The organism is Streptomyces sp. NBC_01429, from assembly GCF_036231945.1.
Classification (GTDB): Bacteria; Actinomycetota; Actinomycetes; order Streptomycetales; family Streptomycetaceae; genus Streptomyces.
Genome location: NZ_CP109599.1, coordinates 5136245 through 5159239 on the forward strand (window position 1 = coordinate 5136245; position 22995 = coordinate 5159239).

The following is a 22995-nucleotide window of genomic DNA, read 5'->3' on the forward strand; positions in this document are numbered from 1 at the left end:
GGTAGCCGCCGGTACGCCGCCGAGCGTAATCGGGGGTGCCGCCGGGTGCGGCGGCGGCGGAGCTGACAGACTGTCGAAGAAGGACTACCGGACAAGACCACGGAGGCAGCGCGGTGTCGGAATCCAGGACCCCGGCGCAGATCGAGGCGGACATCGTCCGCCGGCGCGGACAGCTTGCCGAGACGCTCGACGAGATCGGGGTACGGGTGCACCCCAAGACGATCGTCGGCGACGCGAAGGCCAAGGTGGCCTCCACGGTGGACCAGACGGCGGGGCGGGCGTTCGTCGCGGTGAACAGGACGATCGCGGGCGTGCGCGCCTCGTTCGTCGGCGACGACGGCGGGCCCCGGCTGGAGCGGCTGGTCCCGGTGGCGCTGGTCACCGTCGGGGTCGTCGGACTGCTGGTGGTGTCGACGCGGCGGCGCCGCTCCTGAGCGCGCGCGACGTGCCGACCGCGCGCCCCATGACCCCTATGGCGCAGCGCGCCGTGACGGCCAGGTAGGTTCTGGGGCGTGAGCGAGAAACCCCGCAGTGAGCACGACAAGCTGCCCATCCGGATGCTCCACGACCGGGTTCTGGTCAGGACGGACATCCCGGAGGGCGAGCGGCGCTCGTCCGGCGGCATCCTGATTCCGGCGACGGCCGAGGTCGGCAGGCGGCTGGCCTGGGCCGAGGTGGTGGCCGTGGGGCAGAACGTACGGACGGTGACGCCGGGGGACCGGGTGCTGTACGACCCCGAGGACCGCGCCGAGGTCGAGGTGCGCGGGGTGGCGTACGTACTGATGCGCGAGCGCGATCTGCACGCCGTGGCGGCGGACCGGTTCGAGGGCTCCGAGGACTCGACCGGGCTGTACCTCTAGAACCCCGCGACCTCTGGAGCCCCGCGACCTCTGGAACTCCGCGACCTCAAGACTCCGCGACCTCAAGAACTCCGCGGTACCCGCGCCTACAGCCTTCGTGAAGACCTGGTGACCCTGCTCACCAGGTCTTTTTGCTACGGTGGCGGGACCCCGACGAGACGCGCCGTACCGGGTCCAATCGAAAGACGACGCACCTGTTGTTCCGTGTGTTTCTCGCCGGGAGGTGCCGTCATGGCGTGGGTTCTGTTGATCGTGGCCGGTCTGGTCGAGGTCGGCTGGTCGATCGGGATGAAGTTCACCGAGGGGTTCACCCGGCTGTGGCCGAGCGTGTTCACGTGCGCCGGGATCGTGGTGAGCATGCTGCTGCTGGCGCAGGCGGCGAAGACCCTGCCGATCGGTACGGCCTACGGCGTGTGGGTCGGCATCGGCGCGGCCGGCGCGGCGGTGGTCGGCATGGTGGCGCTGGGGGAGCCGGCGACCGCCGCCCGGATCTTCTTCGTCTCGCTGCTGCTGGTGGCGGTGGTGGGGCTGAAGGTCACCTCGGGTCACTGACGCGACATGCCCTGGGCCGACGTGGGTGCGTGTCCGCCCGCGGTGCTTGCGGACCGGCCTCTTACGGCAGCACCGGGTCCCCCGTGGAGGTACGTGCCGGTGCGCCCGCTCCGGCCGTCGCGCCGGTGTCGGTGCCGCCGTTCGCCGCGCCGCCGTCGGCCGCCGAGCCCGCGGTGTCGGCGCCCGTGGTCGTCGTCCCCGTACCGCCGTCGGCCGTCGCGCCGCCGTCCGTGGCGGTGCCGCCGTCGGTCTGGCCCTGGGTCTGGCCGCCGTCCGTGGTGGCGCCGCCCGTCTGGCCCTCCGTGGTGTCCGGGGTCTGGCCGCCGCCGGTGGTGCTGCCGCCCGTCGCGCTCTGCGTGGGTTCGTCGCTCTGGCCCTGCGTCCCGCCCGCGGTGGCCCCCGGGCTCGACGACCGGCCGGGCGGCGCGGACTCGTCGGACTGTCCGGGGTCCGGGGACGACACCGCGTTCGCGCCGTCCTGCAACTGGAGGTCGAAGTCCTGGGCCTCGCTGCCCTGGAGGGCGGCGGCCGTGTACGCGCCCCAGATCTGGGCGGGCGGCCCGCCGCCGTTGATGCGCGGCTGGCCGAGGGCTCCGTACAGCGGCTTCTGCTCGGCGGTCTTCGGGTCGGCGCCCATCACGGCGACGACCGTGGCGAGGTCCGGGGTGTAGCCGGCGAACCAGGCCGACTTGTCGTTCTCGCCCGTACCGGTCTTGCCCGCCGCCGGGCGGCCGGCGGCCTGGGCGGCGGTGCCGGTGCCGCCGTCGACCACGCTGCGCAGCATGGAGGTGGTGGTGTCGGCGGCCTCGCGGCTGATGGTCTGCTTGGTGTCGCGTGCGGGCAGCGTCACCTTCGTACCGTTCTTGGCGACCTTGCCGACCAGGGTGTACGTGCCGTGCGCGCCGTGGTTGGCGAGGGTGGCGTACGCCTCCGCCATGTCCAGGACGCTCGCGGTGGCCGGGCCGAGGGCGATGGAGGGGGAGGCGGTGAGGTCGGGCGTGTTGGTGGGAATGCCCAGGGCGACGGCGGTCTTCCGGACGTCGGCGGGGCCGACGTCCTCGGCCATCTGCGCGTAGACGGCGTTGACGGACTTGTCGGTGGCGGTCCTGACGGTGATGGGGCCGTAGTCGACGTCGTCCTCGTTGGAGGGGGCGTAGCCGGTGGATCCGTCGGGGCCTTCGACCATGTGCTGGTTGTCGCCGTCGTAGATGGTGTTGGGGGTGATCGTCCGGCCGTCCTGGGTCTCGGAGCCGTTCTCGACGGCGGAGGCGAAGACGAACGGCTTGAAGGTGGAGCCGACCTGGTAGTCGCGGCGGGTCGCGTTGTTGACGTACTGCTTGGTGTAGTCGATGCCGCCGTACATCGCGACGACCTGCCCGGATTCGGGGTCGATGGAGGCGCCGCCGACCCGGACGTTCCGGTCGGCCGCGCGCTCGTCGCTGAGCTGGGAGGTGACCTTGTCCTTGACGGCCTTGACGAAGGCGTCCTGCTTCTTGCGGTCGAGGGTGGTGGTGATGCGGTAGCCGCCCGTGGCCAGGGTGTTCTCGTCGATGATCTTGTTGCTGGTGAGGTAGTCCTTGACGGCCTGGACGATGTAGCCGCGCTGGCCGGAGAGCCCGGTGGAGGAGGTCCGTACCTCGCGCGGCTGCGGGAAGGTGGTGGCGGCGCGGGTGCCGGCGCCGAGCCACTTCTCCTTGACCATCCCGTCGAGCACGTAGTTCCAGCGGGCGAGGGCGGCCGGCTTGTTCTCGGGGTGGACGACGACGTCGAACTCGCTGGGCGCGTTGAGCAGGGAGGCCAGATAGGCGCCCTGCGCCGTGTTGATGTCCTCGATGTCCTTGCCGTAGTACGCCTGGGCCGCCGCCTGGATGCCGTAGGCGTTGCGGCCGAAGTAGCTGGTGTTCAGATAGCCCTGGAGGATCTGCTCCTTGGACACCTCGCGATTGAGCTTGATCGCGATGAAGAATTCCTTGGTCTTGCGGATGACGGTCTGTTCCTGGCCGAGGTAGTAGTTCTTCACGTACTGCTGGGTGATCGTCGAGCCGCCCTGGGTGCCCTTCCCGCTGACCGTGTTCCAGGCGGCGCGGGCCATGCCCTGCGGGTCGACGGCGGGCTCGCTGTAGAAGCCGCGGTCCTCGGCGGCGAGCACGGCGCGCTGCACGGTCTTGGGCACCTGGGACAGCGAGACGTTCTCGCGGTTGACCTCGCCGTCGCGGGCGATCTGGGTGCCGTCCGCGTACAGGTAGACGTTGGACTGGGCGGTGGCGGCGGCGTTGGCGGCCGGGATGGGGACCAGCTTGTAGCCCAGGACGAAGCCGCCGACGAGGACGAGCGCGCCGAGCACGAACGCGCCGAGCAGCATGCGCCAGGTCGGGAAGAGCCTGCGCCAGCCGGTGCGCTTGCGCTTGCGCGCCAGGCGCTTGGCCTTCTTGCTGCTCACACCGTCGCTGTTCGCACCGTCGCCGGCGGGCCCCGGGGCGCCCGGGGCCGAGGGGTCCCGGGGGGCCCAGCCCTGCTGCTGTGGCTCGTCACTCATATGTGTGAAGACTCCTCGGCCGCGGCCGGCGGTTCACTCTCCGGCATAACGGTGTCGTATCAGGCGATTAGTGGTGCAGCCGCAAGAAAGGCTGTGCACTCCCCATGAAACACGGCGGCGGGCCGGTCAGGCGGGCGGCCGGATATTGGGTCGCGGCGGCTGACCCCCGTGGACTACGGTCGGGCGCTTGTGCCTGAAGACGCTGGAGCTGGAGCTGGAGCTGGAGCTGGAGCTGGAGCTGGAGACGGCGGCAGGCGGCAGGCGGGGGACGACCAATGGACAGGGGGGCGAAAGTGGTGCGGCTGTACGCGGTCGTGGCCGCGGGCGGATTCCGACGGTACGCGACCTATCGCGTGGCGACCGTCGCGGGGGTGTTCACCAACACGGTCTTCGGCTTCATCATGGCGTACGCCTACACGGCGCTCTGGGACGAGAGGCCCCGGCTCGGCGGCTACGACCTCGCGCAGGCGGTGACGTACGTGTGGCTGGGCCAGGCGCTGCTCGCCGCCTGCGCCACGATCGGCGGCGGCTTCGAGGACGAGCTGATCGAACGCATCCGCACCGGGGACGTCGCCGTCGATCTCTACCGGCCCGTCGATCTCCAGCTGTGGTGGCTGGCGGCGGATCTGGGCCGGGCCGCGTTCCAGCTGCTGGGGCGCGGGGTCGTACCGATGGCGGTCGCCGCGGTCGCCTTCGATCTGGCACTGCCGGGTGATCCGCTGACCTGGCTGGCGTTCCTGTTCGCGGTGCTGCTCGGGCTCGTGGTCAGTTTCGCGATCAGGTTCCTGATCGCGCTCTCCGCGTTCTGGCTGCTGGACGGCGCGGGGGTGGCGCAGCTGGGGATGCTGGCGGCGATGTTCTTCTCCGGGATGCTGCTGCCGCTGAACATCTTCCCCGGGGCGCTGGGCGAGGTGGCGCGGGCGCTGCCCTGGTCGTCGCTGCTCCAGGTCCCGGCGGATGTCTTCCTGGGGGAGCGCACCGGGTGGGACCTGGTGGGCGCGTTCGGGTTCCAGGCGGCCTGGGCGCTGGCGCTGCTCGCGGCGGGCCGGGCGCTCCAGTCCGTCGCGACGCGGAGGGTGGTGGTCCAGGGTGGCTGAGGAGACGGCTCTCACCGCGGGAGAGCAGGCCGCGCCCGATACGGAACGGTTGATTCCGAAGCCGTCGCGTGGGGCGATGCTGTGGAACGGGCTACGGGCGTACGGATTGATCGTCGCGATGTGGACGCGGTCCACGATGGCGTACCGCGCGTCCTTCGCGATGATGGCGTTCGGGAACTTCGCGGCGACCGCCTTCGACTTCCTGGCGATCCTGATCATGTTCTCCCACATCGACTCCCTGGGCGGCTACTCGCTGCCCGAGGTGGCGTTCCTGTACGGGACCGCCGGTACGGCCTTCGGCCTCGCCGAGCTGTTCCTCGGATCGATGAACCGGCTGGGCAGCAGGGTGCGCGACGGCACGCTCGACACGCTGCTGGTGCGGCCCGTGCCCGTACTGGCGCAGGTGGCGGCGGACAAGTTCGCCCTGCGGCGGCTCGGCCGGATCGTCCAGGGGCTGCTGGCGCTGGCGTACGGGCTGGCGGCGCTGAACATCGACTGGACGGCCGTGCGGGTGCTGATGCTGCCGATGATGATCCTGAGCGGTGCGGCGATCTTCGGCGCGGTGTTCGTGGTGGGCGGGGCGTTCCAGTTCTGGGCGCAGGACGCCTCCGAGGTGCAGAACGCCTTCACCTACGGCGGGACGACGCTGCTCCAGTACCCGCCGTCGGTCTTCGGCAAGGAGCTGGTGCGCGGGGTGACGTTCGTGGTGCCGCTGGCCTTCGTCAACTGGGTCCCGGCGCTCTACGTCATGGGGCGCGAGGTCCCGCTCGGGCTGCCGCGGGCGGTCGCGTTCCTGCCGCCGGTGGTGGCGGTGGTGTGCTGCGCGCTGGCAGGGGTGGCGTGGCGGGCGGGGCTGCGGGCGTACCGCAGTACGGGAAGCTGAGAAGGGGTTGCCGTGGGTACGGACGACAGGGATTTCATCGAACTGGACGGCGTCGAGAAGGTCTTCGACGTCCGCCGCAAAGTGGGGCTCCTGCGTCGTGAGAGACATCAGGTGCGCGCCGTCGACAGCATCTCCTTTCGCGTGGAGCGCGGCGAGATGGTCGGCTACATCGGTCCGAACGGCGCCGGCAAGTCCACCACCATCAAGATGCTCACCGGCATCCTCACTCCGAGCGCCGGCCGGCTGCGGGTCGCGGGCATCGACCCGTCCCGGGAGCGCACGAGGCTCGCGCAGCGCATCGGGGTCGTCTTCGGGCAGCGCACCACGCTCTGGTGGGACCTGCCGCTGATCGACTCGTACCGGCTTGTGCACCGGATGTACCGCGTCCCGGACGCGCGGTTCCGGGAGAACCTGGACCGCTGTGTCGAACTCCTCGACCTGGGCGAGCTGTTGGACGTACCGGTTCGGCAGCTCTCGCTCGGCCAGCGGATGCGCGGCGACATCGCGGCGGCGCTGCTGCACGATCCCGAGGTGCTGTATCTGGACGAGCCGACGATCGGTCTCGACGTGATCTCCAAGGCCAAGGTCCGGGGCTTCCTGCGGGACCTGAACGCGGAGCGCGGTACGACGGTGCTGCTCACGACGCACGACCTCACCGACATCGAACAGCTCTGCCGGCGGGTCATGGTCATCGATCACGGCCGGCTGCTGTACGACGGCGCGCTGACCGGGCTGCACGAGGTGGGGGAGAGCGAGCGGATGCTCGTCGTCGATCTGGAGCGGGAACTCCCGCCGGTCGAACTGCCCGGCACCCGCGTCCGGACGGTACGGACGCAGGGGCCGAGGCAGTGGCTGGCGTTTCCCGCGACGGAGTCGGCGGCGCCGCTGGTGGCCCGGATCGCGGCGGAGTATCCGCTGGTGGATCTGTCGGTGCGGGAGCCGGACATCGAGGACGTGATCGCCAAGATGTACGCCGATCGATCAGCTGTGTGACGTGGACCGCACGGTTGACTACTCTGATGCCATGACGAGTGAGCGGCCCGAATCACTGCCGGATACCCGCGCTTCCGACGCCGAGCGGGAGCAGATCGCGGAGCGGCTGCGTGAGGCCGTCGCCGAGGGCCGGCTCGACATGGAGGAGTTCGAGGAGCGCCTCGACACCGCGTACAAGGCCCGCACGCACGGCGAGTTGGTGCCGCTCGTACGGGACCTGCCCGCGCCGGGGACCGTGACGGGTGTGGCGCTCGCCGCGCAGACGGGCGGCGCGCCGGACGTCTGGGGCGAGCGGATCGGCCGGGGCCCCGCCACGTCCAGGGGCGCGTTCGCGTTCTGGGGCGGCTTCGGGCGCAAGGGCAGGTGGACGGTGGGCCGTACGTTCACGGCGGCCGTCTTCCAGGCGGGCGGCGAGATCGACCTGCGCGAGGCGCGCTTCGCGGAGCGCGACGTGGTGATCCGCTGCTTCGCGGTCATGGGCGGCGTCCATGTCACCGTACCGCCGGACATGGAGGTCGAGGTCCGGGGCTTCGGCCTGATGGGCGGCTTCGGCGAGGAGGGCCGCGAGGAGGCGGTCGTCGCCCCGGGCTCGCCCCGGGTGATCGTCACCGGGTTCGCGCTGATGGGCGGGGTCGGGGTCGAGCGGAAGGTGACGAAGGCGGAGCGGGAGCGGCGGCGCCTGGAGAAGAAGCGCCGCAAGGAGCTGAGCTGAGACGATGGCCGGCCTGGACGCACAGGACTTACCCGGCGCGCGGGACGCACGCGGCTCACGCGGCGGCGCGCGGGACGCACACGACACGCCGGACGCACACGACACGCCGGAATCGCCGGACACGCCGGACACGCCGGACGCGCACGACACGGCCAAGAGGCTGCGGGCGATCAGCGACGAGGTGTCGGACCGTTTCTACGAGCGGGCCGACGTGGTGCGGACGCTGCTGGTGACGCTGCTGGCCGGGCAGCACTCGCTGGTGCTCGGCCCGCCCGGAACGGCGAAGTCCGAGCTGGCCCGGGAACTCACGGGCAGGATCGAGGGGGCGGCCTACTGGGAGATCCTCCTGTCCAAGTTCACCGCGCCGACCAGGATGTTCGGCCCCATCGACGTCGCCGCGCTGGCCCGCGGCGAGTACCGCCAGGTCTACGACGGCCGCGCCACGACCGCGCACGTCGCGTTCATCGACGAGATATTCAAGTGCTCCACGGCGGCGCTCAACGAGACGCTGGGCTACCTCAACGAGCGGATCTACCACCCCGAGAGCGGCGGCGAGCCCATCCGCTGCCCCCTGATCGGCGCCATCACGGCGAGCAACGAACTGCCCAGCGGCGAGGACACGGCCGCGATCTACGACCGGCTGCTGGTACGGATCGAGGTCGGGTATCTGGCGGATCCCTCGAACTTCGCCGCGCTGGTCCGCTCCGCCGTCAGCCGCCCGGCTCCACCGGCCCGCACCACCATCGAACTGGCCGCGTTGCAGGACGCCGTGACCGGAGCCGTCCCGGCCGTGGACGTCCCCGACGCGATCGTGGACGCGGTGTGCACGCTGCGGGCCGCCCTGCGCCGCAAGGAACTCGTCGCCTCCGACCGCCGCTGGCGGCAGGCGGTGGGCCTGCTCCAGGCATCCGCGTACCTCGACGGCCGCCCGGCGGTCGCCGAGACCGACCTGTCGGTGCTGACGCACGTGCTGTGGAACTCCCCCGCCGAGCGCCCGGCCGTCGAGCGCGAGGTGCTGCAACTGGTCAACCCCGACGCCAAGGAGGCGCTCGACCTGGCCGACGCCATCGAGGAGCTGGAGGCCCAGCTCGACGCCATGGCCGGGCAGTCCCGCGAGGCGCTGAGCGAATGGGTCATCAAGAAGGCCCACAACAAGCTCGCCATGGCGGGCAAGCGGCTGGAGAAAATGCGCGAGGAGGCGGCGGCCGCCGGCCGCTCCACCGCCGCCATCGACCGGGTCACCGGCCGCCAGCGCGCCGTCCGCGCCCGTGTCCTCACCGAGGCCCTCGGCATGGACGCGAGCATGGTGCAGGCCCAGCTCTGAACACCGGGGACCACGCCGGATGACCACATCGGGAGACCACATCGGGAGACCAAGGCCATGGGCGGGACACCGCGCACGCTCAACGAACTGGCCGGCCGGGCCGGGACGTGGCTGGGCCTGCCCGGCACCGTCCCCGAGCGGCACACCGCGGCCGTCGTCGCCGACCGGTTCGAACGGATCACCTGGCGCGACACCTACGAGCAGTCGGCCGGCCTGCGCGAGCTGGCCGAGGAGCTGAACGAGCGCTACGAGTGCGCCACCGACCTCCTCACCGACGCGTTCCTGGCCGCCTACAAGGTCGGCCCGCGATTGCGCGAGCGCGCGGAGATGGACCCCGCCCGGCTGCTCAACCACCAGGTCGTCACCTCACTGATGGAGTCGGCGGAGTTCGCCGAGCTGCGCCGGGAGACGGCCGGCGACCCCTATGCCGCCGCCATGGCCGTACTCGCCCAGGCCGCCGCGCTGCGCCGGATGCTGGAGCGCTCCGGGGACGCCCGGGAACAGGCCGAGCGGGCGAAGAAGGCCCAGCGGGACGCCGAAGGCGCCGCGACCGCCGTGGGCGAGGCGCTCCAGCAGGCCGCCGACGAGGCCGACGAGAACGGCACCGTGCCGGCCCCGGCCGCCGACGCCGTACACAAGGCCGTCGAGGCCGCCGAGGCCGCCGCGCGGCAGGCCACCCGGGCCGCCGCGCAGGCCCTCGCGGTGGCGGCGGCCCCCGGTACCGGCGCCGACGCGCGGAACGCGGCGGCGAAGGCCGCCGAGGGCGCCCGGCAGGAGGCCGCGCTGATGCGGGCCTGGGGCGTCGCTCCCGGCGAGCTGGAGCGGATGCCGTTCGAGCGGCGCGCCCGGCTCGCCGAGCGGCTGCGCACCAGCCGTCTCGCACGGTGGGCCGAACTGATCGGCCGTTTCCGGCAGATGGCCAGCGGCGAGCGCGCCCGCAAGGTGGAGAACGTCACCGGGGAGCTGGTCGGCGTCACACTCGGCGACGACCTCTCCCGCCTCATCCCCTCCGAGCTGGCCAACCTCGGCCTGCCCGAGCTGCGCGCGGTGTTCGCCGCGCGCTACGCCGCCGGGGAGCTGATGCTCTACGACAGCCAGGGGGAGCGGTCCACCGGCCGGGGCGCCATCATCGCGTGCGTGGACACCTCGCACTCCATGTACGTGGCGGGGCCCGGCGGAGTCACCAGGGAGGCGTGGGCCAAGGCGTGCGCGCTGGCGCTGCTGGACCAGGCCCGCCACGCCGAGCGCGACTTCGTCGGCATCCTGTTCTCCGCCGCCGACAAGATCCAGGTCTTCCGCTTCCCGGCCGGCCGGCCCGCGGACATCGCCCGGGTGCTCGACTTCGCGGAGACCTTCCTCGGCGGCGGCACCAGCTACCAGACGCCGCTGTCAGCGGCCGGCGAGCTGCTGAGGGAGGAGTTCAACGACGCCGCCCGCGCGCGCGGCGACATCGTGATGATCACCGACGACGAGTGCGGCGTCACCGAGGAATGGATGCGCGGCTGGAACGACGCCAAGCACCTGCTGGGCTTCCGCGTCTTCGGCGTGGCCATCGACGCGCCGCGCGCCGCCGAGGCCGACTCGGTCCTGGACGTCCTGTGCGACAACCTCCGCTCCATCGAGGACCTCACCGACGTCCACGCCGCCGCCGACCTCTTCCGCGTGATCTGACGCCAGCGTCCGCGTGATCTCACGCCAGCGTCCGCGTGATCCGACGGGAGCTGCGGCAGGCGGGTCACAGCCGCGCGGCGGCCTTCTCCTCCAGCGGCAGCGACAGCGACCGGAGATCGAGATGGCGCCCCATCGCCAGGTAGCCCGCGTCGTTCGGGTGCAGATGATCGCCCGAGTCGTACGCCGGCCTGAGCCGGTCCGGCGCGTACGGGTCGCGGACCGCGCGGTCGAAGTCCACCACGTCGTCGAAGACCCGCCCCGCCCGGATCTCCGCGTTGACCCGCTCCCGTACGGACTCGGTGACCGGGTTGTACGCGTGGTACCCGCCGAACGGCGTCAGCGTCGAGCCGACGACCCGCAGCCCGCGCGCGTGCGCCTGCCGCGTCAGGTCCCTGAGCCCGGCGGTGATCCGCGCGGGGTCGGTCTCGCCGCGCAGAATGTCGTTGATGCCGAGGTCGATGACGACGGTCTTCGCGCCCGCCCGGTCCAGGACGTCGCGCTGGAAGCGCGAGACCCCGCTCGCGCCTCTGCCCAGCTCCAGCGAGCCCAGCAGGACACGGTTGCCGCCGATGCCCTCGTTGAGCACGCCGGTGTGCCGCTCGCGCAGCCGCCCGGCCAGGACGTCGGGCCAGCGCCGGTTCGTGTCGGCGCGCGAGCCGACCCCGTCGGTGATCGAGTCCCCGAAGGCCACGACGGCCCCGGGCGCGCGGCGGTTGAGGACGTCGACCGCGGTGAGATAGCGCCAGACCTTGGCCTGCTCGGTGTACGCGGTGCCGTCGAGGTCCTCCGTCCGGTCACCGAGGGCGAGGTACGAGGTCTGGACGGCGTGCCGGTGATACGTGACGGGGCCGCCGGACGCCGGGGTGTAGAGCGTCACCAGCAGATCACCCGCGTACGGCACGGCCAGCGGCACCGGATCGCTGACGATCCGGCCGCCCGGCGGGATCGTCACGGCCGCCCGCTGCCCGAACAGCAGCTGACGCATGCTCCCGGGCACCGCTTCGGCGCTGCTCCCGCCGGTACCGCCGCCCCGGCCGACCGCGACCGAGGCGTGGCCTATCAGCAGCGGGGTGGGGCTGTAGAGGTTCGAGAGGGTGACCCGGACGCTGGTGCCGCCGATGCTGGTGTGCACGACGTTACGGATGGTGCGCCCCGGGAACCCGTTCGGCGCCCCCGGCTCGGCCCCGGCGGGGGCGGCGGCCCAGGTGCCGGTCCAGGTGTCGGCGGAGGCGGGCGCGGCTTTGCCCACGGGGGTACGGGCCTGGGCGCCGCTGCCGCTGCTCCCCGTACCCGTACCCGTACCCGTACCCGTACCCGTACCCGTACCCGTCCGTGCTCCTGAGCCCGTACCCGTACCGGTACTCGTACTGGCGCCCGTACTCGTCCCCGCGCCGAATCCGGCGATGATGGCGCCGCACACCAGCACCACCACCCCGACGAGCGCTCCGAGCAGGGCGAATCCGCGATATCTGGTCATGGGTCCTGGTTCCCCCTCATACCTCTGTACAGAAGACATCATCCGGCATGGCGCGGGAACTCGACGGGCGCCCCGGGAGTACGACAGACGGAAACCCCGGGCAGGGACAATGCGTACGGATGGGATGCGGCGTGCGGCGCGGTATGTACGCGGACGGGCGGAACGAACGGTGGAGCGGATGGAACGTACGGATCCGGACAGAGCGGCGGACAACGGGGACAGGGACGGCGACGGCGACAGCACGCCGGAGGGGCCCCCGGAGAAGGCGCGCGCCCGGGAAGACGCTCTCGGGGGGAAAGACGTTCCCGCCGGCGGGGCAGTCGGCGCGGCAGTCGGCGGGGCAGCCGACGAGACTGCCGACGGGGCTGTCGCCGACAAGAACGCGGCCGGGAAACCGGCCCCGCGCGGCCTCGGGTCCTTCTCGTACACGGCCGCCGACGAGGAGAAGTTCCGCGGCGTCCGCCGGATGAAGACCACCGCCACCGGGCTGCTCGTCCTGGTCGCCGTGATCTACGTCCTCGCCACCTGGGCGAAGAACTCCGGCGCGGGCGGCTGGGCCGGCTATGTCGCGGCGGCGGCCGAGGCGGGGATGGTCGGCGCGCTGGCCGACTGGTTCGCGGTGACGGCGCTGTTCCGGCGCCCGCTCGGCCTGCCCATCCCGCACACCGCGATCATCGCGAACAAGAAGGACCAGCTCGGCGCCTCCCTCGGCACGTTCGTCGGCGAGAACTTCCTCTCGGCCGCCGTCGTACGCGACCGGCTGCGCGTCCTCGGCATCGGCCGCAGGCTCGGTACGTGGCTCGCGGAACCCGCCCACGCCGACCGCGTCACCGCCGAACTCGCCACCGCGCTGCGCGGCGCGCTGACCGTCCTGCGCGACTCCGACGTCCAGGCGGTGGTCGGTGAGGCGATCACCCGCCGCGCCGACGCGGTGGAGGTCGCCCCCGGCATCGGCAAGACCCTCGAAAAGGTCGTCTCCGACGGCGCCCACCACCGCGCCGTCGACCTGATCTGCGCCCGCGCGCACGACTGGCTGGTCGAACACGGCGACTCGGTCATGGACGCCGTCCAGGGCGGCGCCCCCGGCTGGACGCCGCGCTTCGTCGACCGGAGGATCGGCGACCGCGTCTACAAGGAGCTGCTGCGCTTCATCACCGAGATGCGCGACATGCCCGCCCACCCGGCGCGCGGCGCCATCGACCGCTTCCTGCGCGACTTCGCCACCGACCTCCAGTCGGACACGGACACCCGCGCGCGGGTCGAGCGGCTGAAGTCGGAGCTGCTGGCCCGCCCCGAGGTGCAGGACATCATCGCCTCCGCCTGGTCCTCCGTACGCGCCATGATCATGTCGGCGGCCGAGGACGACCGCAGCGAACTGCGTCTGCGGGCCCGCGCCTCGCTGCTGTCGCTGGGTTCGCGGCTGGCGACGGACGAGCGGCTCCAGGGGAAGCTGGACGGCTGGGTCGAGGAGGCGGCGGCGTATGTCGTGTCCACGTACCGGGGCGAGATCACCTCGCTGATCTCGGACACGGTGGCGGGCTGGGACGCGGACGACACCTCGAAGAAGATCGAGGCGCACATCGGCCGCGACCTTCAGTTCATCCGGATCAACGGCACGGTGGTCGGCGCGCTGGCGGGCCTGCTGATCTATACGGTGTCGCACGCGCTGGGCGGCTGACGCTCCGGACGGCTGATGCTCCGGGCGCCCAAAAGATTGCTGGGCGCGTGACGCGGACCCTGTCGTCCGTTCACGCGCCCAGCCACCATGGGGGAGTTGCTCTTGAATACGGAAGGCGTGCCGGGAGTGTTCAACAGGCGCGAAACTTATTTCTCCAGCCTGTCCGCCGGCACGCCCCGACGCCCCGGAGTCACGCCCCGATGGGCTGGAGCCACGCCCCGATGGGCTGGAGTCACGCCCCGGCGGTCCGGAGTCACGCCCCCGCGCGGCGGGTGACGGCCCAGGACGCGACGGCCACCCCGCCCGCCACAGCGAACACCGCGGGCCACGCGCCGACCTTCTTCGCCAGCGGATGCGATCCGGCGAAGGCGGCGAGGTACGCGGCGCTCAGCCCGACGGCCGCCTTCGTCCCGCCCGTACGGTGCCACTCGTACACGGCCACGGCGCCCGCGCCGGCCAGCGCGACCCCGCCGAGGGGCCGCTTCTTCGTCCAGCGGGCGATCCCGTAACCGCCGATGATGCCGCCCGCCGCCACGGCCGTAGCGGGGATCTTCGTTGCGGCTGTCACCTGTGCCACCCCTGTCACTTCTGCCACCTCTGTCCTCTTTGATGTCTTTCGAGGTTCTTTGTCGACCGAGCCTAACGAGCGCCTTCGGCCATGCCCCGCGCGGTATCCGGTCTCCCGCGAACGCAGCTGAGGACACAAGAGATTGTCACGGCCGGTGCGGATGTGTCCGTTTCCGGCGAGGGGTGGGCACGAACTCCCCATGATCCGAAAGACCGCCGCCGACGCGGCCATTGAACAGCTCTCCGTCACGCGGATGCGGCTGGCGACCTCCCGCCAACTGCGGGCCGCCGGCCTCTCGTCCAGCACCGTGGCCCGCCGGTGCCGGCCGGGCGGTCCCTGGCAGCGCCCGCTGCCGGGGGTGGTCCTGATACAGACAGGAGACGCGACCGCGCGGCAACGGCTGCTGGCGGCGGTGCTGTACGGGGATACGGGCGCGGGCGGCGAACGAGACGTCGACAGCCCCTCCTCAGGTCTCCCGAGGTCCGCGCTGACGGGCGAGGCGGCGCTGTCGCTGTACGGGGTACGCGGGGCGGGTGGCGAGCGCGCCGATGTCCTGGTCGACGCCCGGCGTGGCCTGCGCGACAGGTCGTACGTCCGCGTGCGCCGTACCAACCGCTGGCCGCCCACCCTGCTGGTCGACGGCATCCCCTGCGTACGCCCGGTCCGCGCGGCCTCCGACTTCGCGGCCCACGAACCGTCGCTGGAGCGCGTCCGCGCGATCCTCGCGGCCACCGTCCAGAAGTGTCCCTGCCACCCGGAGGACCTCCGTGCCGAACTCCGCGCCTCCCACGCTCTGCGCAACCCGGCCGTACGGGCGGTCCTGGACGAACTCCGCGCGGGTATCCAGTCCATCGCGGAAGGGCAGGCCCGCGACACCCTGCGTGCCGCAGGCGTCCCCGACGCCCTCTGGAACCCGACGCTCCTCACCTCCACGGGCACCTTCCTCGCCCGCCCGGACGCCTACTGGGCGTTCGCGGGGGTGGCTCTGGAGATCGACTCGGAACAGTTCCACCGGGGCGTCGCCGAATACCGCTCCACCCTGCGCCGCCGCCTCCGTATGGAGGCCCACGGCATCGACGTGGTCAGCGCCGTCCCCGCCCTGGTCCGCGACCACCCCCAGGAGTTGGTCAGGGCGGTCATGGCCAAACTCCGTCAGGCCAAGGCCCGCCCGGACCGCCCGGACGTCATCATCCGCCCGTACCGATAGCGCGAGAGCGGAAGGGAGCTGGGCCAGTTGGGGAAGCGGCGGCCCGCGCCTCGGCGGCCCGCGCCCGAACCCGGTCCGGCGCCAGCGCCCCGGCGCTCCGTACGGGCGCGGGCTCACCCCGGCAGGCCCCGCACTCGCCGCCCACCAGGGCTTCGGCCCGACCGGGAGCCCGGCACTTGGCGCACTCCACGATCCGAGAAGGCGCCCGCACGAACACCTCCGGAGCCGCCGCGGGCCAGGGCGGCAGCTTGGCGGTGAGCCGCGCGCGGACGAGCCCGGCCGGATGATGAATGGGCGAGGGCAGCCCGTAGCTGAGAGAACGCAGCACATCCTCCTCACCGGCACCGCGCGCGAACCACTCGGCGGCCAGCGGCTCCAGGGCGGCACACTCGGCGGCGGACAACGACAGAACGGGACACCGGCGCCCGAGGGAGGCGAGCAGGGAATACCCCCGGGACCGCTCGGGCAGCCGCGCCGGAACAGAAGCGGGAACCGGCTCACCCTCATCGGCGCCCACACCCCATTCGGCATCCTCCCGGGCGGCCCGGGAGAACCACGTACGAGTGACCCACCGAGCACCGTGCGGCCCGACGACATGTTCCCGCTTCCGGAACAGATGCCCGGCGCGCTGAAGGAAGTTGAGGGCGGTACGCAGGGCGCACTGGCCGTAATCCATCACCTTGGCCAGGGCCTTCACCGAAATATCGGCACCGTCCGGCAGCCGGTCGATGAACGAGGCGATGGCCGCCTCGCGCCCGGGCAGGAGCGCGAAGTCATCGGCGGAAGGAGCCGGTTGCCCGGCCAAGGAGCGCTTGCCGAACCCGGCGCGGGCCATGGGATGGGGAGCAGCGTGCGCGGGGCGCGGAGCATCACTAAACTGGCTGTCAGCCATGAGGGATCGCTCTTTTCGATCTCGTGTGGTCAGGCCCTCGCCAGGTGCTCCAACACCGGCGGGGGCTGTTTACGTCCGAGGGGCACGCTAAACCGCAGTCACCCTAAGTCGCAAGCCGAACGCGAAAAGTCAACCCCCGTCCCCTCGCGGGAGGTAGGGAGGGTGGGTGGGAAACAAGAACCAACCACTCCAACAAACAGAGCTCGCCCCCCGAAGCTCAACCCCCAAGCACCCAAAGCCCCCCAACGCCCCAGCTCACAACCTCCCCCACACCCAACTCACCCCCCAAGCCCCGAGCCCCGAACCGCCCCCACGAACCCGTCCCAACTGGGCTGCCGAAAGACGAGTCGGGGTCCGTCGGCGTTCTTCGAGTCACGTATGGCCGTCGAGCCGGGCAGGCGCGCGGCTTCGACGCACTCCGTGGTGTTGCCGCCGCTGTAGGACGACTTGAACCACTCAAGAGAGTCTGTGGACCGGACCACCGCAACCATCACATCTCCTCGCGAACTCGCCGGATCATGGCCGATGAAGCGGCCATGTCCCACGCTTGTGCGCGAAGGTAGTCGAACGCAAGCCGATAGCGGTCCAGCTCTGTGTCCTTCTCCATGAAGACGGAGCCGACATGCAGATCGACGTACACCACGTCCAGTGACGGTTCTGCTCCGCCGAGGATCACGAAGCTGCCCAGCGCCGCGCTGTGGGCCCCCTTCGCGAACGGCAGGATCTGAAGCGTGATGTGCGGCGACTCATTGGCTTCCAGGAGATGGCCAAGCTGCTCGCGCATGATCTCCGGAGACCCGACCACGCGCCGGATCACGGACTCGTCGAGGATCGCCCAGAGGTGCGGAGGCTTGGCGCGGCTCAGGATCTCCTGCCGCTTCATCCGGATATCCACGAGACGCTCGATCTCCTCAGCCGCGAGGCGCATCTCATTGGCCTGCTGGATTGCGGTGTTGTAGTTCCGGGTCTGGAGAAGTCCCGGGACGTAGACGCAAGAGAAGTGGTCCTCCCGTACGGCCTCATCTTCCAGCGTCAGGAGCAGGTTCATGTCCGCAGGGATGGAGTCGGTGAACGGAGCCCACCACCCCTGATTCTTGGCATCCTTGGCGAGCCCCACCACCGCGTTCCGCTCCGCCTCGCTCACACCGTACTCCCGGCAGAGCGCATCCACGATCGGCCACTTCACTGGGCCTTCCTGGGTCTCGTACCGGCTGACGGTCGCCTTCGACACCCCGACCAGCCGGCCCGCTTCCTCCAGCGTCATGCCTTTGTTCGCACGGAGCTTCCGCATCATCGCGCCAAGCTGCCGACGACGGGTTGTAGTCCTCGCTGACATGGGAAACAGCCTTCCACTTCGAGCCGGGGATCCGTCGCCCACCCAACAGGTGCTTGGCCGACCGTCGTTCATGAACGCGCAGATTCACCCAGGAGAGTCTGATGAGAAGTTACATAGAGAGACTTCTCGGTGCCATACTCACATCGAGGGGCTACTCAGAGCAGTCGCATGGATGCGTTCTGTTGCAGTACTGACGTGGCGAAGAAGGGAGTGCTTCATGTGCAGGTACGGAGAGATCCGCCCTCGTGTCCGCTGCGTCCTCCCCTTCGTGGCGGACCCGGTCCAGCTCCACATCCTGCGAAGAGTCGTACGGGAGCAGCTCAAGACCTGGAACGCCTCCGCACTCGCTGACGAGACGCAGCTCGCGGTCACGGAACTCGCGACGAACGTCATCAAGCACGTGGGCCGCGGAGTCTCGGCAACACTCGTCATGGAGCCGGCGGAAGACGGACTCCGCATCGAGATGCACGACACCAGCTACGAGATGCCGACGCTCAGGCACGCCGGCTGCGGCGACGAATGCGGCCGGGGTCTCCACCTGCTGGCGGCGGTAGCCGCGGACTGGGGCACGACCATCACGGCAACGGGGAAAGCGGTCTGGTGCGAGTTCCCCCTCGGCCAGGACAGGCAGTGCCTCCGCGTCCACCGCGCGTCCACAGTGCTTGGTACGTATCAGCATCTCCCCGGCGCTCCGACCGGACCTGATGTGTCACGCCGGCCAGTCGCGGAGGAGTGCGCAACTGACCTGATCGCCGATCTTCTTCACTGGCTGGCAGCCCACGGCGCCGACCCGGATGCTGTGCTCGACCGCGCACAGATGCACTACGAGGCGGAAGCTGTCTGATGGTTCGGCCAGAGCGACGTCTAGGCGTCCTCGGCGGCTGTCAAGGCTTCCTCAATCTCTACACGCACGGCCGCTGGAGTGCGCCATGATTCGCCCCGGTAGCTTCTGTGGCACATGCGATGACAGTTGGAGCAGAGGAAGGCAAGATCGGCGAGCCTGGTCTCGCGAGGCCCTGAGATGTGGAGGGGCAGAACGTGGTGCACCTCAATGAAGTCTTCACCCATCTCTCCGTACGTCCGACCGAAGTTGAAGTCGCAGACTTCACATTGGATGGGCAGACCGAGCCTACGGGCTGCTTTGATCTTGCTAGCCCGAAGCCGTGGGTTGCGTTCGCGCGAGAGTGCCCAGCGCGCCAGCAGGCGGCCTTCCCGGGCAGTAGTGCCGTCCTCCGCGATCTCATCGGGCTGTTCCTGGATTACAGCCAGTTCGCCAGAGCTGATCCCGTCACGGATCGCCTGGGCGCTGCGGAGCATCCTGGACTCGTCGTCAATGAAATCATTGATAACAATCAAGTCAAGTTTGCCTCCCTTTGTTCTACCTCCTCCGTGTTTAGGGTGATTCGTGGCTAGGTCAGTAGTTTTATGGCTCACACTGCCGACAGACCGGTACTCGGGAAGTTGGTTCGCCACACCACTGTGCAGAGGCAGCGATCGGAGCAGGTCAGACAGCTCCTGGACGGCCTGATCGCCCTCCCTCAGTTCGCGCCAGCCGTTCTTGACGACCAAGGCGCAAGCCAGTACCAGCTCGTCTCGTGTCCAGTTGGGGCTACGCATAGGCAATATCGTATGAGTGTTCGCAGTGTCGCAAGTGAAGTTCCGGGTCTGGCGAGTCGCGCCGTGCTGTCGGGAGAGGCGTTGTCAGTGCAGTCTGTCACCCTCTGTGAAGGCGGGTTGCAAAGAGTGTCCGCTGTACGAGTTTGTAAGGAGGGTGCATGACCAGCACTAAGAGGGAGTTCACCTCGGTAGAGATCTGCGCCGGGGCCGGCGGTCAGGCGTACGGTCTCCACGAGGCCAAGTTCAGGCATTTGGCGCTGATTGAGATCGACAAGCATGCCTGTGAAACTCTGAAGCTTAATGTCGAAGATAATGCTGAGTGGGAGGGCTGCGAAGTTATTGAAGCTGACTTGCTCCAGCTTGACCCTCACAAATTCAGGTTGCAAATCGGCCTGGAGCAGGGAGATTTGGACCTTCTTGCGGGAGGCGTTCCCTGCCCCCCGTTCTCCATCGCCGGTAAGCAGTTGGGCGAGGATGATGAGCGGGATCTTTTCCCAACCATGCTCAAGATGGTGGATGAACTCCAGCCCAAGGCTGTGATGATTGAGAATGTTCGAGGCTTGCTTGACCAGAAGTTCCAAGATTATCGAGAAAAGATCCTGAAATCCTTGGAATCGATGGGCTACAGCAAATGCTACTGGAAAGTCTTGGAAGCTAAGGACTATGGAGTTCCGCAACTCCGTCCCCGCGCGATTCTGGTAGCAATGAAGAAGGAATACGCGGAACACTTCCTGTGGGCGGAGCCTAAGAAGCGTCCACTTGTGACGGTGGGTGAAGCGCTGGCACTTACGATGAAAGAGCGCTTCGACGCTATAGACGACCCTCGGGCCGAGAGTGCGTATGAAGATTGGTTTGAGAGTGCATCAAAGGGCGTAGCTCCAACGCTAGTGGGTGGTTCGAAAAAGCATGGTGGAGCTGATCTTGGTCCGACTCGGGCAAAGAAAGCGTGGAAGGACCTGGGGGTGTGTGGCTTGGGTGTTGCTAACAAGCCACAAGAGATGGTCGATTCAGGGCGAGATCTGTTTGCGGCAGCAGGTCCTAAGCTGACCGTTCAGCAGGCGGCCATCATCCAAGGGTTCCCGCCCGACTGGGAATTTCCTGGCCGTAAAACTGCCTCATACAGGCAGGTTGGAAATGCCTTTCCTCCGCCCGTGGCACAGGCAGTAGGTGAGCAGATTTACGCTGCTCTCAAGGGTGCGAAATTGGCATCCACGACCAAGCGCGATGGGCTACTCGGATCCGCGGTCCCTTCCGTCGTGAGCGCGCAGCCTGCTGACCGTTGCAGTGATCTGGAGAGCGCAGGCGTCAGGTGATTCATGCTCCCAGAAACGGAGTACAGTCCAGCCGGCATCAGTAAGGCGCTGATCTGTATCGCGATCGCGTGCCATGTTCCGTGCCACTTTTTCTGACCAGTATCCGGAATTTGTTTTCGGTGAAACGTAGTGGTCGGGGCAGCCGTGCCAGTAGCACCCATCAATAAAGACGGCAACCTTCGCCGGACGGAAGACCAAATCCGCCGTCCGGCGAAGCTCTGCGAGCGGCTTAGCCGCGACTCGGTACCGCAATCCCTGCGCGTGCACCAGTCGGCGGACCAGGATCTCCGGCTTTGTGTCCCGACTGCGAATCGCCTGCATATTCCGGCGCCGAGCAGCCGATGATGCCCATGATCCTGCCGGTCGATTCCAGTCAGCAGACAACTCTGTCCTCCGAACAGGGGTAGAATTGAGCAACGAAACTGAGGAATGCAAAAAAATTGAAGGAACCACAGATGACTAATAATCTTTGTGAAAATGTTCCGGAGTGGCTCCCGGAGCTTTTTGCCTGGAAGCCACCGACGCCCAAAAGTCTAGATACCGTAAGAAGAGCGTTGCACCGTGACCGGGTTCCTAATATTGCTGATGGATCACAACGGGCCAGCCTCGTAATCTCTGGGAGTATCTTCGATCGGTTGCAAATTGAGAGAGTTGTAAGCGAAGATTCCGAAAAGGCCGACGAGGAGAGCTTGGGTAAGCTCCTGGAAATTTCTGTTGCCGATGATCTGGCCAAGACTCTCTCTGCTCGTTCTCCTGGCATTCCGTGGAAAGTTCACAGGAACCGGAAGATTTGGGATTTCTCTCAATATTCACACATTAAAGATCTTAAGGATGCCGCTGCGAAGTATCCAGACATCGAGGCGATTATTGGTGGCGACTATCTGATCGACCCCGATGTGACGATTGGGGTGCCGGGGCGATACGGAAATTCTCTGAGAGCTGTAATTTCTTGTAAATGGACAATTCGATCAGATCGTGCGCAGAATGTTCGTCACGAGTTCAATTCTCTCATCCGCGCTCGTCGTGGTCGAGCGCCACATCTAATTGCAGTTACGGCTGAGCCCTTGCCCAGTCGTCTCAGCTCTCTTACACAAGGTATGGGGGAAATCGACTCTGTCTATCATGTTGCTTTCGAATTGATGAAAGAGGCTGTGCGGGATTTCGAGCCATTGCGTCTCCGGAAAGGTGAACCGTCGCAAGCGGATCACTGGAATAATATGGTTAAGCTGGGTCGTCTTCGTGACTATCGAGAGTTGGCGGATGATATCCTTTCGGATTGAATTCTTGGATGGTTTCATTTGGTAGACGGAAGGGTGGGCGCCGGCTGTACGGGGTCTGTGTCACTGGCGGGTGCCCATCTCTGGCCATCGATGATCACGGATTTTGTGATTTCCGTGCTCTCCGGCAGTCTTTTGACGCGAGTGCTCACGAACTCCCCGGTCCGCGGAACCGGAATTCCCAATCCGGATGCAATTCTTTTGTGGCTCTCGTAGTCTCCCATAATTAGAATCCCCTCACGCTGGAGGGCTGAGCGTGCGCCGCCGTTTCCCCTGACTCTTTTCATGTAGTCTTTTTGCTGGGCAATAGTGCGCACCGTGTTTCGGCTGATTCGCTGCCTTTGAACCCTGCGAAAAAGTTCATTTAGCCGCGCTTGTCCTGAGTTCTGGGAAAAAACGGCTTCGCGATCTTGATCTGGCATGTGCAGGAGGATGTTGCGCGGAAGGGGGGCTCTGTTCCAAAGCCAAAGAATCTTATCCCTGTGCTCTGCTCTTACTGTCAGTTTTAGGTCTCGGTTGTTTCCGGCATTCAGCCATTCTTTCCTGATGCGTAGAATGCCCGCGCTCCAGCAGTTCTGGTAATCATCGGCCCAGACGAGCAAGCAGAGGTGATCCATGGCTTCTGGCGGGATCATCCATCCGCCGAATTTCTGTGAATATTTGCAGTCGACTTCGATATTTTCAATTCGATAGTCCATGTGGGTGCCGTCGTCGAAATTAAATTCTCGTTGGAGGTTAATCTCAACTAGAGTACCTGCGTGAGTCTTCTCTGTTTTGAATAATGTCTTCCAGTCGTAGCGTCCTGTGGCTTCTCCATTGAGTAGCTGATCGATTGTGTCTCGCAGTACGATGGAAAAACGCATGCCGTCTGGATCGAGTTGGCGGAGGCGTTGGTATACGGCGGCTAGCTCGGGATCATCCTCGAGGAAGCCCTGTGTTTGGATATTCAATGAGGCAGTGACGTCAAAAGGCAGCATCATGTTCCTGTCGGCGAGGTGGAGC

General features: G+C 68.1%; 23 protein-coding genes and 1 riboswitch. Of the genes, 14 read left to right on the forward strand and 9 right to left on the reverse strand.

The annotated features are described in order from the left end of the window. Positions 1–113: 113 nt before the first annotated feature. The 3 genes from OG627_RS22620 (at position 114) to OG627_RS22630 (ending at position 1412) form a co-directional block, all read left to right on the forward strand. Complete coding sequence (locus OG627_RS22620; RefSeq protein ID WP_329067866.1) at positions 114–434, forward strand: DUF3618 domain-containing protein; 321 nt, start codon at positions 114–116, stop codon at positions 432–434. A 123-nt stretch (positions 435–557) separates the two neighbouring features. Next, positions 558–860 (forward strand): GroES family chaperonin, encoded by a 303-nt coding sequence (locus tag OG627_RS22625; protein WP_051746386.1) that lies wholly within the window; start codon positions 558–560, stop codon positions 858–860. A 126-nt stretch (positions 861–986) separates the two neighbouring features. Then, positions 987–1055: riboswitch (guanidine-III (ykkC-III) riboswitch) on the forward strand. Positions 1056–1091: 36 nt separating this feature from the next. Beyond that, entirely contained in the window at positions 1092–1412 is a 321-nt protein-coding gene (locus OG627_RS22630; RefSeq protein ID WP_329067867.1) for a DMT family transporter, read from the forward strand. Positions 1413–1473: 61 nt separating this feature from the next. Here the strand turns inward: OG627_RS22630 and OG627_RS22635 are convergent, their stop codons facing one another. Continuing rightward, positions 1474–3948, reverse strand: a complete 2475-nt coding sequence (locus OG627_RS22635) for a transglycosylase domain-containing protein (protein WP_329067868.1) — start codon at positions 3946–3948, stop codon at positions 1474–1476. 296 nt (positions 3949–4244) lie between these two features. On the opposite strand from OG627_RS22635, the gene OG627_RS22640 reads away from it, so the two are divergent. The 6 genes from OG627_RS22640 to OG627_RS22665 all read left to right on the forward strand — a co-directional run bounded on the left by OG627_RS22640 (position 4245) and on the right by OG627_RS22665 (position 10628). Beyond that, on the forward strand, positions 4245–5045 hold the full coding sequence (locus OG627_RS22640; protein WP_329072887.1) for an ABC transporter permease: 801 nt from the start codon (positions 4245–4247) through the stop codon (positions 5043–5045). 76 nt (positions 5046–5121) lie between these two features. After that, on the forward strand, positions 5122–5928 hold the full coding sequence (locus tag OG627_RS22645) for an ABC transporter permease (RefSeq protein WP_329072888.1): 807 nt from the start codon (positions 5122–5124) through the stop codon (positions 5926–5928). Positions 5929–5940: 12 nt separating this feature from the next. Beyond that, entirely contained in the window at positions 5941–6921 is a 981-nt protein-coding gene (locus OG627_RS22650; RefSeq protein WP_329067871.1) for an ABC transporter ATP-binding protein, read from the forward strand. A gap of 31 nt (positions 6922–6952) precedes the next feature. Beyond that, positions 6953–7633: a DUF1707 SHOCT-like domain-containing protein gene (locus tag OG627_RS22655; protein WP_329067873.1), complete on the forward strand. Its 681-nt coding sequence runs from the start codon at positions 6953–6955 to the stop codon at positions 7631–7633. Between the two features lie 4 nt (positions 7634–7637). Then, on the forward strand, positions 7638–8957 hold the full coding sequence (locus OG627_RS22660; RefSeq protein ID WP_329067875.1) for an AAA family ATPase: 1320 nt from the start codon (positions 7638–7640) through the stop codon (positions 8955–8957). Positions 8958–9014: 57 nt separating this feature from the next. Next, complete coding sequence (locus OG627_RS22665; protein ID WP_329067877.1) at positions 9015–10628, forward strand: VWA domain-containing protein; 1614 nt, start codon at positions 9015–9017, stop codon at positions 10626–10628. Positions 10629–10692: 64 nt separating this feature from the next. On the opposite strand, the gene OG627_RS22670 is transcribed toward OG627_RS22665, so the two are convergent. Next, positions 10693–12105 carry an SGNH/GDSL hydrolase family protein gene (locus OG627_RS22670; RefSeq protein WP_329067879.1) on the reverse strand — a complete coding sequence of 471 codons (1413 nt, stop codon included), beginning with the start codon at positions 12103–12105 and terminating at the stop codon, positions 10693–10695. A gap of 178 nt (positions 12106–12283) precedes the next feature. Here OG627_RS22670 and OG627_RS22675 point away from each other — a divergent pair, with 178 nt between their 5' ends. Then, on the forward strand, positions 12284–13783 hold the full coding sequence (locus OG627_RS22675; protein ID WP_329067881.1) for a DUF445 domain-containing protein: 1500 nt from the start codon (positions 12284–12286) through the stop codon (positions 13781–13783). Between the two features lie 253 nt (positions 13784–14036). On the opposite strand, the gene OG627_RS22680 is transcribed toward OG627_RS22675, so the two are convergent. Then, on the reverse strand, positions 14037–14351 hold the full coding sequence (locus tag OG627_RS22680) for a hypothetical protein (protein ID WP_329067883.1): 315 nt from the start codon (positions 14349–14351) through the stop codon (positions 14037–14039). Positions 14352–14550: 199 nt separating this feature from the next. Between OG627_RS22680 and OG627_RS22685 the strand changes: the two genes are divergently transcribed. Continuing rightward, the gene (locus tag OG627_RS22685) at positions 14551–15558 is read left to right on the forward strand and encodes a hypothetical protein (protein WP_329067885.1); all 1008 of its coding nucleotides are present in this window, start codon (positions 14551–14553) and stop codon (positions 15556–15558) included. Here OG627_RS22685 and OG627_RS22690 read toward each other — a convergent pair. The 3 genes from OG627_RS22690 to OG627_RS22700 form a co-directional block, all read right to left on the reverse strand. Next, the gene (locus tag OG627_RS22690; protein WP_329067887.1) at positions 15539–16450 is read right to left on the reverse strand and encodes a hypothetical protein; all 912 of its coding nucleotides are present in this window, start codon (positions 16448–16450) and stop codon (positions 15539–15541) included. The genes OG627_RS22685 and OG627_RS22690 overlap by 20 nt on opposite strands. A gap of 278 nt (positions 16451–16728) precedes the next feature. Then, complete coding sequence (locus OG627_RS22695) at positions 16729–16941, reverse strand: DUF397 domain-containing protein (RefSeq protein ID WP_329067889.1); 213 nt, start codon at positions 16939–16941, stop codon at positions 16729–16731. Next, a complete protein-coding gene (locus OG627_RS22700) occupies positions 16941–17786 on the reverse strand; it encodes a helix-turn-helix domain-containing protein (protein WP_329067891.1) in 846 nt (281 codons plus the stop codon). The genes OG627_RS22695 and OG627_RS22700 overlap by 1 nt, the downstream gene beginning before the upstream one ends. A 268-nt stretch (positions 17787–18054) precedes the next feature. Here OG627_RS22700 and OG627_RS22705 point away from each other — a divergent pair, with 268 nt between their 5' ends. Continuing rightward, a complete protein-coding gene (locus OG627_RS22705) occupies positions 18055–18630 on the forward strand; it encodes an ATP-binding protein (protein WP_329067893.1) in 576 nt (191 codons plus the stop codon). Between the two features lie 20 nt (positions 18631–18650). Here OG627_RS22705 and OG627_RS22710 read toward each other — a convergent pair whose 3' ends face one another. Beyond that, positions 18651–19403, reverse strand: coding sequence for an HNH endonuclease (locus OG627_RS22710; protein ID WP_329067895.1), 753 nt, complete (start codon positions 19401–19403; stop codon positions 18651–18653). A gap of 158 nt (positions 19404–19561) precedes the next feature. Here OG627_RS22710 and OG627_RS22715 point away from each other — a divergent pair, with 158 nt between their 5' ends. Then, positions 19562–20716, forward strand: a complete 1155-nt coding sequence (locus tag OG627_RS22715) for a DNA cytosine methyltransferase (protein ID WP_329067898.1) — start codon at positions 19562–19564, stop codon at positions 20714–20716. On the opposite strand, the gene OG627_RS22720 is transcribed toward OG627_RS22715, so the two are convergent. Next, positions 20633–21100: a very short patch repair endonuclease gene (locus OG627_RS22720; protein ID WP_329067900.1), complete on the reverse strand. Its 468-nt coding sequence runs from the start codon at positions 21098–21100 to the stop codon at positions 20633–20635. The genes OG627_RS22715 and OG627_RS22720 overlap by 84 nt on opposite strands. 71 nt (positions 21101–21171) lie before the next feature. On the opposite strand from OG627_RS22720, the gene OG627_RS22725 reads away from it, so the two are divergent. After that, positions 21172–21996, forward strand: coding sequence for an NgoMIV family type II restriction endonuclease (locus OG627_RS22725; protein WP_329067902.1), 825 nt, complete (start codon positions 21172–21174; stop codon positions 21994–21996). A 14-nt stretch (positions 21997–22010) separates the two neighbouring features. On the opposite strand, the gene OG627_RS22730 is transcribed toward OG627_RS22725, so the two are convergent. Continuing rightward, the gene (locus OG627_RS22730) at positions 22011–22973 is read right to left on the reverse strand and encodes a NaeI family type II restriction endonuclease (RefSeq protein WP_329067904.1); all 963 of its coding nucleotides are present in this window, start codon (positions 22971–22973) and stop codon (positions 22011–22013) included. Positions 22974–22995 lie beyond the last annotated feature (22 nt).

Bases quoted from the DNA above. Each gene is read 5' to 3' on its own strand.
- OG627_RS22625 (WP_051746386.1), top strand. From the start codon at position 558: ATGCTCCACGACCGGGTTCTGGTCAGGACGGACATCCCGGAGGGCGAG.
- OG627_RS22630 (WP_329067867.1), top strand. From the start codon at position 1,092: ATGGCGTGGGTTCTGTTGATCGTGGCCGGTCTGGTCGAGGTCGGCTGG.
- OG627_RS22635 (WP_329067868.1), bottom strand. From the start codon at position 3,948: ATGAGTGACGAGCCACAGCAGCAGGGCTGGGCCCCCCGGGACCCCTCG.
- OG627_RS22645 (WP_329072888.1), top strand. From the start codon at position 5,122: ATGCTGTGGAACGGGCTACGGGCGTACGGATTGATCGTCGCGATGTGG.
- OG627_RS22655 (WP_329067873.1), top strand. From the start codon at position 6,953: ATGACGAGTGAGCGGCCCGAATCACTGCCGGATACCCGCGCTTCCGAC.
- OG627_RS22660 (WP_329067875.1), top strand. From the start codon at position 7,638: ATGGCCGGCCTGGACGCACAGGACTTACCCGGCGCGCGGGACGCACGC.
- OG627_RS22665 (WP_329067877.1), top strand. From the start codon at position 9,015: ATGGGCGGGACACCGCGCACGCTCAACGAACTGGCCGGCCGGGCCGGG.
- OG627_RS22670 (WP_329067879.1), bottom strand. From the start codon at position 12,105: ATGACCAGATATCGCGGATTCGCCCTGCTCGGAGCGCTCGTCGGGGTG.
- OG627_RS22675 (WP_329067881.1), top strand. From the start codon at position 12,284: ATGGAACGTACGGATCCGGACAGAGCGGCGGACAACGGGGACAGGGAC.
- OG627_RS22685 (WP_329067885.1), top strand. From the start codon at position 14,551: ATGATCCGAAAGACCGCCGCCGACGCGGCCATTGAACAGCTCTCCGTC.
- OG627_RS22690 (WP_329067887.1), bottom strand. From the start codon at position 16,450: ATGGCTGACAGCCAGTTTAGTGATGCTCCGCGCCCCGCGCACGCTGCT.
- OG627_RS22695 (WP_329067889.1), bottom strand. From the start codon at position 16,941: ATGGTTGCGGTGGTCCGGTCCACAGACTCTCTTGAGTGGTTCAAGTCG.
- OG627_RS22700 (WP_329067891.1), bottom strand. From the start codon at position 17,786: ATGTCAGCGAGGACTACAACCCGTCGTCGGCAGCTTGGCGCGATGATG.
- OG627_RS22710 (WP_329067895.1), bottom strand. From the start codon at position 19,403: ATGCGTAGCCCCAACTGGACACGAGACGAGCTGGTACTGGCTTGCGCC.
- OG627_RS22715 (WP_329067898.1), top strand. From the start codon at position 19,562: ATGACCAGCACTAAGAGGGAGTTCACCTCGGTAGAGATCTGCGCCGGG.
- OG627_RS22725 (WP_329067902.1), top strand. From the start codon at position 21,172: ATGACTAATAATCTTTGTGAAAATGTTCCGGAGTGGCTCCCGGAGCTT.
- OG627_RS22730 (WP_329067904.1), bottom strand. From the start codon at position 22,973: ATGATGCTGCCTTTTGACGTCACTGCCTCATTGAATATCCAAACACAG.